Here is a 13,857-nt window from a genome sequence, read left to right as displayed (position 1 = left end):
TGGCACGCAACTTGAGTTATTAGGCTAACCTAAACTCAAGAGAGTGACAAAATGGATAGAAAAATCACACCTAACAAAAGACTTCAGCTGTGGTGGCTGGCGCTACCTATTATAGCGGTAGCGTATTTTGCATTTGATAGTGCAGCGAGTAGCAGTGGGGAGCGTGTTAATCTGGCGATGGATAAAGTCAAGATAAGTACAGTGACAAAGGGTGAGTTTCATGATCTTATTCCGCTTAGAGGCAGCATCATGCCGAGTAAGTCTGTGTATCTAGATGCCATCGAAGGTGGGCGAGTCGAAGCGCGCTTCGTCGAAGAAGGTGCGATGGTTAAAAAGGGTGACAAACTGCTCGCACTGAGCAACACCAGCTTACAGCTGGATGTGATCTCCCGAGAGGCGCAGATCTCAGAGCAGCTAAATAACCTACATAATACCCGCTTAGCGATAGATCAAAACCGTTTAAACTTAAAACGAAACCTATTAGAGCTAGATTTTCAAGTAACGCAAAGTGAGCGAAAGCTTGCACAGTTCAAGCGCCTTGGTAGTGGTAATTTAGTTTCAAAAGATGAGCTACAAGCGGCCGAAGATGAAACTGAGTATCTAAAAAACCGCCGCAAGTTAATTATTGAGCAGCAGCAACAAGATGAAAAAATCCGTACGGCACAAATTGCACAGCTAGAAGATAGCGTCGAGCAGCTCAATAAAAACTTGAGCTTTGCGCGTAAAAATCTTGAAAATCTAATTATCAAAGCGCCTATGGATGGTCAATTGACTGCGCTAGACGCAGAATTAGGTGCGTCAAAGGCGAGAGGATCACGTTTAGGGCAAGTGGATATTGTGTCTGAATATAAAGTGTCGGCCCAAATTGATGAGTTTTACCTAGGCCGCGTGTATGCAGGACAAACCGCAAGGTTAACGCTGCAAGGAAAGCCTTATGAGCTAACGCTCGCAAAGGTCTATGCCGAAGTGTCAAATGGTCGCTTTGAAGTGGATTTAACTTTTAATGCTGCGCTGCCCAGCGACATTCGTAGAGGTCAAAGTTTGCAGTTGGAGTTGTTATTAGCAGATGCGAAAGCCGCGACTTTAATACCAAATGGTGGATTTTATCAAGATACCGGCGGCAAGTGGGTATTTGTACTAGAGCAGGGCAGCCAGGTGGCGGTGAAGAAATCGGTGACGTTTGGCGAGCGTAACAACAAATATATTGAAGTACTCGATGGGCTGGCAGTCGGCGACCGAGTGATCACCTCAAGTTACAGCAGCTTTAAAGACATGCAGTCGGTCAGTTTGACTCATTAATAGAATTAAAAGGCAAAAGAATATGTTACATCTAACTAAAATAAATAAAGTTTTTCGTACTGAGCTGGTTGAGACTTACGCCCTTGAGGATGTCACGGTGACCGTAGAGCGTGGCGAGTTCGTTGCTATCATGGGACAGTCAGGTTCAGGTAAGTCTACCTTACTCAATATCATCGGCATGCTAGACCATATTGATGGTGGCGAGTATGTTTTTGATGGCAAGAACATCAGCCATTTAAGTGAAGGCCAGCTTGCTGATATTCGTAAAGACAATATTGGCTTTATCTTCCAAAGTTTTAACCTTATCGATGAGCTCACTGTGTATGAGAACGTTGAGCTTCCGCTTATTTATCAGGGGATCGCTAAAGCCGAGCGAGCACAGCGTGTGATTGCCGTGCTTGAAAAAGTAAATATTGCGCATCGCAAAGATCATTACCCACAGCAGCTTTCAGGTGGTCAACAGCAAAGGGTTGCAGTTGGGCGTGCTATTGTTGCAAAGCCAAAAATGATTCTAGCGGATGAGCCAACCGGTAATCTTGACTCAAAAAATGGTGAAGAAGTCATGGGGCTGTTAGCACAGCTTAACCAAGAAGGAGTAACGATAGTCATGGTGACGCACTCAGATCACCATGCAAATTACGCGCATCGCACGATCCATGTATTGGATGGCCATATTGTTTCGAGTCAAATGCAGGAGGTTCGTTGTGCTTAAAAACTACCTGTTAATCGCGTATCGCAGTTTACTACAACAAAAGCTCTACTCGACAATCAATATTTTGGGTTTGGCGATTGGTTTAGCTATTTGTATCAGTATGGCCATCTTTGTTGAGTCTGAGTTGGGTTATGACAAGTTTATTAAGGGTCATCAGCAAATCTATCGCTCGTCTGTAAAATGGATGCCGCCAAGTGCGCCTGAACAATACTATGCGCAAGGGCAAGTATTTAACGCTGAAAACTATCAAGCACATTTTGAAGAAGTGATCGATGCTACTCGCTTTCGAGAAGTGAGTGTTGCGCTTGGACACGGCAAGGAAAGTTTTCTTCATGATGGTGTATTCCTCGCTGATCCCAACTTTGTCGATTTTTTCTCCTTAGATGTAATTGACGGAGAGCGTCAGTCGGCACTTGAGGCTCCAAACACCATTGTTTTAACCCAAGCAGCTGCAATGCTCTATTTTGGTCGTACGAATGTTGTCGGAGAGTCTTTACTTGGTGCAGGAAAACTACCGTTAAAAGTGAGCGCCGTGATAAAAGATTTGCCACTGCGCACCCATTTAAATGTCTTTGCGCTCATCAGTATGGCAACGGCCACCACTTATTATGGTGATAACAGCTGGCAGCGTGACCCAAGTTTTAACTATTTCACCTACGTTAAATTAGCGGATGGGGTAACCGGTGAAGATGTTGAAGCAAAAATCCCAAATTATTTAGAAAATCATTATGGCCCAGGAACTAGCGACACCCTTGGCTTTGAATTAATGCCTGTCACCGATATTTATCTTCACTCACATCAGTATGGTGAAATGAAAGAAAATGGTGATATCAATACCGTTTATTCGTTTAGTGTTATTTCAGCGCTTATTCTCTTTATTGCGTGTGTTAACTTTATGAATTTGTCGACTGCCACAGCCACCAAGCGCGCAAAGGAAGTGGGAGTACGTAAGACATTAGGCGCTAAACAGCAGCATTTAGTTGTGCAGTTTGTGGTTGAGGCGATGATGTTGAGTTATATCGCGTTGATCATTGCTGTAGCGCTGGTTGAAGCTGGTTTGCCCTTGTTTGCGAGCTTTATCGGCAAGCCGCTCAGTTTTGACTTCTATTCAGAGCCGTTAGTGTTGACTACGCTGTTGCTGTTAGGGTTATTCGTTGGCTTAATCTCAGGCGCATACCCTGCCTTTTACCTAAGCCGCTTTAAACCTGCTAAAGTGCTAAAAGGAGAAGTGACACAGGGTAAATCTGGTGCGCTGCTGCGTAAAGGGCTGGTGGTATTTCAATTTAGTGTAGCCGTGGTGCTTATTATCGCCACCACAGTATCTAACCAGCAACTAAAGTATGCCAGAGCCATAGAACTCGGTTATGACAAAGACAATACTTTTGTGCTGAGCCGTCTTTATACAGACATCGCCAGTCAACAACGTAGTGCACTAAAAACACAACTGCTCTCTCATCCAAATATTGTCAGTGTGACAGCAAGTTCAGCGGTACCAACAGAGACCATTGTCGATGCTTTTGGGATGGTTAATCCAAAAACACAATTGTCACAAACCATGCCGACATTGGCAGTAGATGAAGATTATTTTAGCAGCTACAACATAAAGTTACTGAGTGGTCGAGGGTTTAGTCGCGATTTTCCTGCAGATAAGTTTGTGATGCCGAGTGCGGCTGAGCCAAATCCGCGTTTTTCGGTTGTGATTAATGAAAAGGCGGCGCAGAGTTTAGGATTTAGTGCTGATGAAGCAGTTGGTAAGACATTTGAAGTACGATTAACTCGCCATTCAAGCGCTATGGCGACTATCATCGGGGTAACGCACAACTATTATTTTTCTTCACTTAAAACAGAGATAAGCCCAACGTATCACTTGCTAAGAGAGAGTGAAGGCAATTCGATGGCGATAAAATTTAAAGGTGATACAGCGCAAACTCGCGACTTCATAGAGGATACCTGGCGCAAGCTAGTACCAGAACAAGAAATGGAGCTGACTTATCTACAGATTAAATTTGAGCAGATGTATCGCCAAGAAGACAAAGAAATCATTGTGTTTAACTTGTTCTCTATACTGGCTATTTTCATTGCATGTTTAGGTTTATTTGGTCTTGCCTCTTTTACTACAAAAAGGCGCACCAAAGAGATTGGGGTACGTAAAGTACTTGGAGCTTCCGTGATGGATATTGTGATATTGATCAACAAGGAATTCTCAAAGCAAGTGCTGATTGCAAACCTGATAGCGTGGCCGCTTGCGTATTTTGTGATGCAGCAGTGGTTAAACAACTTTGTCTATCGTATTGACCTTTCAATCGTGCCATTTTTAATTGCAGCAAGTTTAGCGTTTGCAATCGCTTGGCTAACGGTTGGCTCGTTAACGTTAGTTGCTGCACGAGCACGGCCTGTAAAATCACTAAAATATGAGTAAAAGGAATAAACTCCTCCGGTGCTGTTATAGCAAAAGTAATTAACTGCGTTGAATTTACGTACCAGCTTACTGTTGGTACGTAAATTCACCTTGCCTTTAGGAATAGCTGCTAGATTGCCTCTCCAAACACTCGGTTTTTACCATTTTCTTTAGCTTCATACAGCGCTTTGTCTGCTCTTTCTACTAACGCTTCAACTGGTTGATTGATATTATCCTCGCTAAGTGTAGCGACGCCTGCACTAACCGATACGGCTTTTAGTGGCGAAAGTTTATGTTCAATCGCGGTTTCGAAGAAAGTTTGTACAACTCTTTGCGCGATCTCTAAGGCGAAAGAATAGGGGGTATTAGGCAGTAAGATGGCAAACTCTTCACCGCCGTACCTGTACAGCGCATCCATAGGTCGACGAATATGATTTTTAGCGGTGTTTACAAAAACCTTCAAGACATCATCACCCATCAAATGACCATATTCATCGTTATAGAGTTTGAAATAGTCAACATCGAGCATCACAATACTAAGCGGACTGTTTGAGCGCTTTGCACCGCGATAATGGCGCTCCAAGTCAGTATCAAATAACCTGCGATTAAACGCTTCGGTAAGTCCGTCAACGTATGAATACTCTCTAAGTTGATCGGCTTGCTTTTTATACTTCAGATGGGTTAGTACGCGATTAAACAGCGTGCGCGCCACGATTGGTTTACTGATGAAATCAACAGCTCCTGCATCCCAGCACATTTCTTGCTGATTTTCTTTAATGTTGGATGTCACAAATATGACGGGAATTCGGGCGGTTATTGGATCTTTTTGAAGCTCCGTACATGCTTCTATGCCCGTTATCCCTTCTAACATCCAGTCCATTAGGATTAAGTCTGGTAATGCAAGTTTTACATGTTCCATGGCCTTCTCAGCACTTTCAAAAGCAACTACTTTGCATATATCTTCTAAACATGCGCATAGCACCTTTTGAGTGAGTGGTGAGTCTTCTATTACTACTATGGTACAGTTGTTTAGTTCTACTACGTCTTCAAACATGCTACTGCCTTGGTTTCTGTTGCAGGCTCAGATTAATGTGCTACGTCTCTATTTAAAAAGTAGAGTGTGCTTAAGCGACTATGATTAGTCTTAGCACTAGGCAAGCATTGCACTATAAATAAAGAACCCTACGTAAGATATAGTGTAGACATTTTTATGCTGTAACACACTTATTGCGTAACATTTAAATTACTTTTATCTTGAATAATGTATTTTTCCTACTATAGATCTTATTACCTGTTCCCAAAGTAAATTCCTATGACAGACTCAACCTCACTTGAGAAAGCAGACAGATTTATTGGTGATGATTCTCTTTCCGATTTAATTTTTGACAATATCCCAGACTACGCCTTTATCAAAGATGATCAGCTTAGGATCGTAAAAGCGAACGATGCTTTTTGCTCCATGTATCCAGAAGAAGCCAGAGAGAAAATTATTGGCTACACCACACTTGACTCTTATCAACCAGAAGAAGTTGAAGAGTTTATCAAAGATGATAAAAAAGCCTTGGAAACAGGGTATGCAGAGTGTTTGGAGATTATCAATTTCCCAGATGGTGGCGTCAGAACATTATTTACTCGCAAAAAGCGATTCTATGATGCCAAAGGCGCGACGTTTATTTTGGGGCTTTCCAGTGACGTGACCGAAAGGGAGCATCTTGTTGCTCAGTTAAAGCGCTCCAATGAAGCCTTAGACGAATTTGCTTATATTGCCTCTCACGATTTAAAAGCGCCACTCAATGCGATTTCTAAGTTGGTAACTTGGATTGATGAAGACTACGGCGATGAGTTACCCGAAGGCGCTAAGGAGAATTTTGATTTAATTCAGCAGCGTGTGTCGAGAATGAGTAAATTGCTCCATGATTTACTGATTTACTCGCGGGTAAATCGAAAGCATAGCGAAAACGAAACGTTTGAATTCTGCGAATTTACAAAAGAGATATATGACTCTATTGATATTGAGGCGAAGCTGAAATTGGAATGCACTTCTCTAATTGTAACCTTACCGAAAACGGCATTAGAAGTTGTTACCCGTAATTTAATTAGCAACTCGCTTAAACACCATGACTGTGAAAATGGCTCACTAATAATCCACGTTAAAGAAAGCGCTAAAGAGTATGAAATGCATTTTATTGACGATGGTCCAGGGATCCCACCTGAGTATAGGGAGAAAGTATTTGAAATGTTCCAAACGCTTAAACCTAGAGATCAACAAGAAGGTAGCGGTATGGGATTGGCAATCATTAAAAAAGTGCTCAATCACTATGGCGGTTCAGTTGATATTGTAGATAGTAACGTTGGCACTGAGTTTGTACTCAAGTGGCCAAAAGTAGATACCAGAGTTAACCCTAATTAGGATTCATTTTATGCAAAATAATGATATTACAGTGCTGGTCGTCGAGGATGATGACATTGACTATATGACAGTAAAGCGCAGTTTTGCAAAGCGCAAGATAATGAACCCTATGGTACGGGCAATTGATGGCGTTGAAGCGTTAGAATTCTTACAAGCTAAGAAAATAGAGTATCCATTTATTGTTTTATTAGATTTAAAAATGCCTCGTATGGGTGGGCTTGAGTTTTTAGCTCGGTTGAGAGAAGACCCTGAGCTACAAGATACCGTTGTGTTCGTACTTACTACTTCGAAAGATGAAGATGATATTCATCATAGTTATGAAAAAAACGTAGCGGGATATTTTTTAAAAGAAGAAGCAAGTAACTCAATGATGAGCCTCGTTGATATGTTGGATGGGTATTGGCGAATTGTACAGTTTCCAACTAAGTAATGAGGTTGTAAATGAATATATTGCTTGTTGACGATGATATAGTTGACCGAAAGATGATCCGCCGCTCCCTAGTGAAAGGTGGGATTGAACATCAATTGACAGAAGTCAGTACGGTAGAAGAAGGAATATTTGCGCTCGAAGAGCTTTGCTTCGACCTATTACTACTGGATTACAATATGCCGTCCAAAAATGGTTTGGACTTACTCATCGAACTCAGGCGTGTTAACCATATTAAAGATTTAACCATAGTCATGATCAGCAATTCGCATTCTGAAGAGTTGGTTTTGAAATGTCTAGATTTGGGTGTACAGGACTTTCTACTCAAAGAAGAGGTCACTGCATCGCTTTTAAGCCGTTCTATTATTCAAGCCAGAAAACGTTTTGAGTTAGAAAGTCAGCTGCATAATAGCTACTTGCAAGTAAAGCAGATGGCCGAGCGCGACTCATTGACGGGGTTGTATAATCGTTACTACTTCGAGGAGTCTTGCCAGCGGCTGATGCAAGCCGATAAAAAGCGCTATAAGTGTGTTGGGATCCTTGTCGTCGATATCGTCGATTTTAAAAAGATAAATGACCGTTTTGGCCATGAAATCGCCGATCAACTTTTACTTGAACTAGGAGCAAGCTTTAATAGGCATACCAAGCAAGAAGATATTGTCAGTCGCTTTGGTGGAGACGAGTTTGCTTGTTTGATGGTGACTTGTGATAACCCGCTGCAAATTAAAATAGAAGCTGAAAAGCTTGTTCGTTTGTTGAGTCGAAGCTATTCAATTTATGAGCTGGACATCTACTGCCAAGTAAGAATGGGAATTTCTCTTTATCCGCTCAATGGTAATAACGCTGATGATTTAATACGTTTTGCTGATATTGCACTATTTAGGGCTAAATCCTCCCAAAGTACAATGGCGTGTATTTTTGAAGATAATATGCAGACCGAGTTCCAGATGAAGTATAACGTGGAGCAAGATTTACGAGGCGCAATAGATAGGCAAGAGTTAGAGTTGGCATTTCAGCCAATTGTCGATATTCAGCAGGCTAAAGTGGTGTCTCTAGAAGCGTTGATCCGGTGGCCTACGGCAAAATACACAAGCAATCCTCAAGAATTTATTGCGATAGCTGAAGAGTCGAAGCTCATCGAGCCTTTGGGAAAGTGGATTATTGAGCATGCGATCACCACATTAAAGCAGATACAGACAAAGTGCGGATATCCTATTCGTTTGGCAATAAACCTTTCACCATTACAGCTCGGAGACATTGCTCTGCCTGCGTTCATCAATGATTGTTTAAAGCAAGCAGATATGGACGGTACTTTATTTACGTTTGAGCTAACAGAAACAGCGCTTTTAAATGAAAATAAACGGGTAACATCAAGCCTAAGCCGCATAAAAGAGCTTGGCTGCAAGATTGCGCTAGATGATTTTGGAACGGGCTATTCTTCAATATCACATTTGCTCAATTATCCAATTGATATTGTTAAAGTGGATAAATCGCTTACCGACAGAATTGAGGTAGACGATAGAGGGAAAAGGATATTTTTGGGTTTGATTGATATGCTCAAAAGCCTACAGTTGAGCATTGTTGTTGAAGGTGTTGAGAAATATCAGCAGTACTATGTTTGTAAAGAGGCAAAAGTAGATAAAATTCAGGGTTATTACTTTTCGAGCCCTGTTTCTGAAAAGTCCGTAGTGAAAACGATAAAAGCGGTAAATCGCGACCTTGCCAGAGAATTTAAAGCAATGCAGTAGAAAGATAAAGCCAGCAGTAGCGGCTGGCTCCTGTGATGTTTGTATTAAGCGCCAGGACCACACTCCAAACAGTGTTTGATAATATCTGGGCCAAACTTCAAGTTTGCATTAAGATTCCTTAGTGCCGTTCTTAGGCCTTCTTCTATCACTGGGTGGTAGAAAGGCATGTCGAGCATTTGTGGCACGGTCATCTTGTTTTGTAGCGCCCAAGCAAGTAAATGCGCCATATGCTCAGCAGCGGGGCCGACAAATTCGGCACCTAAGAATAACCCGGAGCCTTGCTCAGCGTAGACTCGCATATGGCCTTTGTTTTTTAACATCACGCGGCTGCGGCCTTGGTTTTCAAAGCTCACCTCTCCGATGGCAAAGCAGCCGCAATTGCCATATTGCTTTTCCAGCTCTTTATAACTTGCTCCAACCATAGCAATTTGTGGGTCGCTAAATACCGCCGCAAGCTTTGCACGGCGTAGTCCCACTCTCACATCAGGGAAGCGACCAGCATTTTCACCTGCAATCGTGCCCTGATCTGCGGCTTCATGTAGAAGCGGGATCTGGTTACTGGCATCACCCGCAATAAAAATCGGGGCGTTACCTGAGCTATCAAGACATTGCATGGTATGTGGGTCGGCTAGCGGAACGCCTCGGTCATCAAGCTCAAGTGTGGTATTTTCTAGCCCTAAGTTATCAACATTGGGCACACGACCTGTGGCTGCCAACACATAGTCAAACTGCTCGGTTTGTGGTTTCCCTTGTTTGTCAATGTAGGTAAGCTCGGCTTTGTCACCGACCTGTTTCATATCTGATACTTTGGCATCAGTATCGAGGTAGAACTCATCGCTAAACACAGTGGTGGCATAGTCTTTGACGATTGGATCGGTTAGTGGACCAAGGCCACCGCCGACACCAAATACTTTGACCTTTACGCCAAGTCGGTGTAGCGCTTGACCTAGTTCTAAGCCAATCACACCGGGGCCAAATACGGCAACTGAGCCGGGTAAATCGTCCCAGTCAAAAACGTTATCGTTAATGACTAAGCGGTCGCCAAAATTATTAAATGCACCGGGGTAGCTAGGTCTTGAACCCGTAGCGATAACAAAGCGTTTAGCTGTGATCTGCGTGTGGTCGTCCAACTGTACTGTATGGCTGTTGATAAATTTTGCACTGCCGCGTAGTTTATCCTGCAGAGGCAATTCGTCTACAGCTTCGACGACAAAGCCAACGAAGCGATCTCGCTCACGTTTGACTCTCGCCATAACCGCTTTACCGTCAATTTCAGCGGGTTTTAAATTAATACCAAATTTAGGTGCGACTTCAATTTGGTGTGCGGATTCAGCAGCGGCAATCAGTAACTTGCTCGGCATGCAACCAACCCGTGCGCACGTTGTGCCGTATACACCGGACTCAATCATCAGAACTTCTGAGGTATATTTTTTGGCGTTTCTATAGGCGCTGAGACCCGCTGTCCCCGCACCAATCACGACTACGTCGGTGTTTATCTTTTTCATTTTTTGCTCCGAAATCAGAAAGTGTAATACCAATTTACTTAATTAAGAGGTCTATTTGAGGTGAGAAAATCTTGTCGATAACCAGGCAAAAATTTTGCTATTTAGTTGTTCTAAATGAGAAATTTTTAACGCAGTTAGCGTCAGATTTGCTCCTTCAAATTGAGCAAGTATTAAGTTAAATTGGTATACTCCCCCATGACAGCCATTAGCTATTGAGTTTTGTTGTGTTGAGGGGGAACATTTTGACTTGGTGAACAAGTTCACCAAGTCATGTTGTGGGGGATGAGTGATTAAGCGAAATATTCAGCTAAATCGTCTGAGCCACCGATGTGTTTACCACCGATAAATACTTGCGGCACGGTTTCGCGACCAGATAGCGCTTTAAGACTGGTTAGCGATGCTTGTTGACCAAGTACCAGCTCTTCATATGCCAGTCCTTTTTCTTTTAGCAAGGCTTTGGCTTTTTCACAGAATGGACAGCCAATCTTGCTAATAATGGTAACCGGCTCTGGTTTGATTTGGCGTGGGTTAATGTACTCCAACATAGTATCTGCGTCTGATACTTCAAACGGGTCGCCAGGCTTTTCCGGTTCGATAAACATTTTGTCAATCACACCATCTTTTACCAGCATTGAATAACGCCAGCTGCGTTTGCCAAAACCTAAATCGTTTTTATCAACTAACATGCCCATGCCGTCAGTGAATTCGCCGTTACCGTCAGGTAGTAGTGTAATATTCTGCGCTTCTTGGTACTGTGCCCATGCGTTCATTACAAACGTATCATTAACGGATAAACACACGATTTCGTCGACACCATTTTGCTTAAATACGCTGGCAAGCTCGTTATAGCGTGGTAAATGCGTTGACGAACATGTTGGTGTAAAGGCACCAGGCAAAGAAAATACAACCACAGTTTTGCCTTTAAAAATTTCATCGGTGGTGACGTGCTTCCACTCTTCATTTTCTCTAATTGGGAATGTAACCTGTGGTACGCGTTGACCTTCAATACTCTTTAACATTTTGCTTTCCTTCTTAAGTTGATGTAGCCATTATGCCGTGCGCATTTTGATTTGTATAATTGATAGTTGAGATTAAAGTGTTCAATAAAATTGATTGTTTTCAACTTCAAATATTTGTATTTTTTAACCTAGCCAATGCCGCTAAATTGAGATTAGTCAATTTTTACGGGAGTAGGGAATATTTAGATGAAAGCAAACTTTGAATTAATGGCGGATTACAATCGCTGGATGAACGAAAGGTTATATGAAGCTGTTTCGGGATTGAGCGCCACGGAATTACACCAAGATCGAGGGGCTTTTTTTGGTTCCATCATGGGATCGTTAAACCATATTCTTGTTGCTGATATTATTTGGCTTAAGCGCTATACAGAGCATAGCTATCATGTTGAAGCACTGAACGTTGTAGCAACGATGCCGCTGCCGACAAAACTTGATGCGATGCTGTATGAAGATTTTGCAGCGTTGAGACAGGCAAGAGCTGAAATGGATAAGGTGATTGTTGAATTTGCGGATGAAGTCACTGAGGAGGCGCTTGCTGCCGATTTACACTACAAAAACACACAAGGTAAAACCTTTTCTCGCCAGTTTGGTTTTTTAGTGCATCATTTATTTAATCATCAGACGCACCATAGAGGGCAAATAACGACATTGCTCAGCCAGATTGGTATTGATATGGGAGAAACCGATCTATTAGCTCGGATCCCTACATCATTTGGTTAGTGGTCTAGCTTTACCGCTTCGGTTATGTCTAGTGTTATCAGCAATGAGAAGGGTTATAAAGCTAGACATTAGCTCTACAGGCCTTTAAAAACCGTGTTCGGTAAAGCCTGCTAATAAGAATTTCACTCGCTAACTTTTCATAATAACTCTGAATAGAGCTCCTCTAGCCATTCATGAAGGTCCTCTATCGAGTCAAAATCTTCGTCTGTTAATTCTTCATACTCTGTTAGTGAAATAAGATTTAAGTCTATAACCTCCCGAAGTTGAGCTCTGACTTTAATCAAGTCATAAGGGTAGTCTTCTCCAATGCCGACAGCTCTTCTCAAAATACTGGGGTCATGTCTTTCGACATGACAATAAGTTTTTAAAATGGTTCTTAAAGGATCTTCAAGTTTATTCATCGTATATTTACTTCTTTAGTTCAGGGTATAATGTGTGCAATTTAATGTTACCATCTTCTATTAGATATATAGCTTTGGCGTTTCCGTTTGAAAAATCTGTAACCTCGTATCCAGTGGGGTTTTTCTTGGAACCTAGTCTAGTTATTCCGCGTACCGCATTTCTGTAGTTAGAGCCAAAAATATCTTCAAGTGGTATTTATGCGCTCCTGTTTATTCCTTTAAAACGATGTTATTGAGCGAATTAAGAAAGCTTCGTCCCCCATCACACCGACTCCTCAAACCACAAGCTGATATAATATAGCGTTGTGGGAGTCGGTTTATCCGCCGAGAAGTTGTGCTTTTCTGGTGTGGTGTTGGTGTCGTCTAGGCGTTTTACCGTGGCTTGCATGTCTTCGATAGCGGCGTCTGGAAGCTGTAGGTCGTAGTGCCAGCTGGTAGATATGTCATCAAGTGAATCGCGTAGGCCTTTGACGGTGTTTTTAACTTCCGTGGCGGATTGTTTTCCGAGGTCTTGCCAGTTGATGTCTCTCCAGTATTTTTTTAAGGTAACTTTGACTATGGTTATGATGCGTCTTGGGCCTCTATTTATGGCTTTGTCTTATCACTGCATACCATCTCAGTAGAGTAGTTAAAGATTAACAACCGTGGTTTCTCTAATTAAAAATGTAAACGAAAGCAGCAGAAGAAATTTGGTGGAGAAATGTAGGCTAGGAAGATGGTTGAACCTAGCCTGGCGACACCTTTGTATTTAAAGGACTTAAAAAGGTGCTATTGGTTATGGGGTAATTGGTTAGATAGCGCGACGATATCAGCCATAACACGTTTCTCTCCAAGATCAGCTAGGAAAGCTAAATGTTCCGTGGCTTTTACCTTTTGGAGATTCTCAAGTTTAGGTTCGCCACCAAGGGCAAGAGCTGGCACAAAGCCATAGATCTCTCCATTTTCAAGAGGGCCTAGCTTTTCGACAGCACGTTCAAAAAGAGGTTTTTCATTGTGATCTTTTAGATCAATTTCGGTGCTCATTTTTGTTGAGAAAAATAAGTCCAAAGTTAGCTCCTCACCATTTTCTAAGTAATCATCGTTACTAAAATTAGGAAATATCATGCAGTAGGGAGAAGTGATTTTCAGGCAATTACCCGAGTTTTTACCCCAAATATACATTTTTCCAAACGCATCTATTGCAATGACATAGAAACTATCTACACCGTCATTTTGCAT

13 protein-coding genes are annotated in these 13,857 nt (G+C 42.2%); 7 read left to right on the top strand and 6 right to left on the bottom strand.

Going from position 1 to position 13,857, the window contains the following annotated elements; all coding sequences use genetic code 11:
* Positions 1-51 precede the first annotated feature (51 nt).
* The 3 genes from DRB05_RS11000 to DRB05_RS10990 are packed head-to-tail and all read left to right on the top strand — an operon-like array spanning position 52 to position 4,430.
* Positions 52-1,299, top strand: a complete 1,248-nt coding sequence (locus DRB05_RS11000) for an HlyD family efflux transporter periplasmic adaptor subunit (RefSeq protein ID WP_128726981.1) — start codon at positions 52-54, stop codon at positions 1,297-1,299.
* Positions 1,300-1,321: 22 nt separating this feature from the next.
* Positions 1,322-2,011: an ABC transporter ATP-binding protein gene (locus DRB05_RS10995; protein WP_128726980.1), complete on the top strand. Its 690-nt coding sequence runs from the start codon at positions 1,322-1,324 to the stop codon at positions 2,009-2,011.
* The gene (locus tag DRB05_RS10990) at positions 2,004-4,430 is read left to right on the top strand and encodes an ABC transporter permease (RefSeq protein ID WP_128726979.1); all 2,427 of its coding nucleotides are present in this window, start codon (positions 2,004-2,006) and stop codon (positions 4,428-4,430) included. The genes DRB05_RS10995 and DRB05_RS10990 overlap by 8 nt, the downstream gene beginning before the upstream one ends.
* 109 nt (positions 4,431-4,539) lie before the next feature.
* Here the strand turns inward: DRB05_RS10990 and DRB05_RS10985 are convergent, their stop codons facing one another.
* Positions 4,540-5,463, bottom strand: a complete 924-nt coding sequence (locus DRB05_RS10985) for a diguanylate cyclase (RefSeq protein ID WP_128726978.1) — start codon at positions 5,461-5,463, stop codon at positions 4,540-4,542.
* 258 nt (positions 5,464-5,721) lie between these two features.
* On the opposite strand from DRB05_RS10985, the gene DRB05_RS10980 reads away from it, so the two are divergent.
* Genes DRB05_RS10980 through DRB05_RS10970 form a run of 3 tightly spaced genes read left to right on the top strand, consistent with a single transcriptional unit; the run spans position 5,722 to position 8,994 of the window.
* The gene (locus DRB05_RS10980) at positions 5,722-6,819 is read left to right on the top strand and encodes a PAS domain-containing sensor histidine kinase (RefSeq protein WP_128726977.1); all 1,098 of its coding nucleotides are present in this window, start codon (positions 5,722-5,724) and stop codon (positions 6,817-6,819) included.
* 10 nt (positions 6,820-6,829) lie between these two features.
* Positions 6,830-7,249 (top strand): response regulator, encoded by a 420-nt coding sequence (locus DRB05_RS10975; RefSeq protein ID WP_128726976.1) that lies wholly within the window; start codon positions 6,830-6,832, stop codon positions 7,247-7,249.
* 11 nt (positions 7,250-7,260) lie between these two features.
* On the top strand, positions 7,261-8,994 hold the full coding sequence (locus DRB05_RS10970) for an EAL domain-containing response regulator (protein ID WP_128726975.1): 1,734 nt from the start codon (positions 7,261-7,263) through the stop codon (positions 8,992-8,994).
* A gap of 44 nt (positions 8,995-9,038) precedes the next feature.
* Here DRB05_RS10970 and DRB05_RS10965 read toward each other — a convergent pair whose 3' ends face one another.
* Entirely contained in the window at positions 9,039-10,499 is a 1,461-nt protein-coding gene (locus tag DRB05_RS10965; RefSeq protein ID WP_128726974.1) for a dihydrolipoyl dehydrogenase, read from the bottom strand.
* Positions 10,500-10,789: 290 nt separating this feature from the next.
* The gene (locus tag DRB05_RS10960) at positions 10,790-11,518 is read right to left on the bottom strand and encodes a glutathione peroxidase (protein ID WP_128726973.1); all 729 of its coding nucleotides are present in this window, start codon (positions 11,516-11,518) and stop codon (positions 10,790-10,792) included.
* A gap of 186 nt (positions 11,519-11,704) precedes the next feature.
* On the opposite strand from DRB05_RS10960, the gene DRB05_RS10955 reads away from it, so the two are divergent.
* Complete coding sequence (locus tag DRB05_RS10955; protein ID WP_128726972.1) at positions 11,705-12,238, top strand: DinB family protein; 534 nt, start codon at positions 11,705-11,707, stop codon at positions 12,236-12,238.
* A gap of 137 nt (positions 12,239-12,375) precedes the next feature.
* Here the strand turns inward: DRB05_RS10955 and DRB05_RS10950 are convergent, their stop codons facing one another.
* The 3 genes from DRB05_RS10950 to DRB05_RS10945 form a co-directional block, all read right to left on the bottom strand.
* The gene (locus DRB05_RS10950; protein WP_128726971.1) at positions 12,376-12,639 is read right to left on the bottom strand and encodes a hypothetical protein; all 264 of its coding nucleotides are present in this window, start codon (positions 12,637-12,639) and stop codon (positions 12,376-12,378) included.
* 262 nt (positions 12,640-12,901) lie between these two features.
* Positions 12,902-13,027 (bottom strand): hypothetical protein, encoded by a 126-nt coding sequence (locus tag DRB05_RS23090; RefSeq protein WP_275669081.1) that lies wholly within the window; start codon positions 13,025-13,027, stop codon positions 12,902-12,904.
* Between the two features lie 380 nt (positions 13,028-13,407).
* Positions 13,408-13,857, bottom strand: a 450-nt coding sequence (locus DRB05_RS10945) for a T6SS immunity protein Tdi1 domain-containing protein (RefSeq protein WP_240036235.1), incomplete at its 5' end; no start/stop codon positions are given.

This window comes from Pseudoalteromonas sp. A757 (assembly GCF_004103285.1).
Lineage (GTDB): Bacteria > Pseudomonadota > Gammaproteobacteria > Enterobacterales > Alteromonadaceae > Pseudoalteromonas > Pseudoalteromonas galatheae.
The sequence above is the reverse complement of the archived record's forward strand: the minus strand, read 5'-3'. Positions and strand labels throughout refer to the sequence as shown.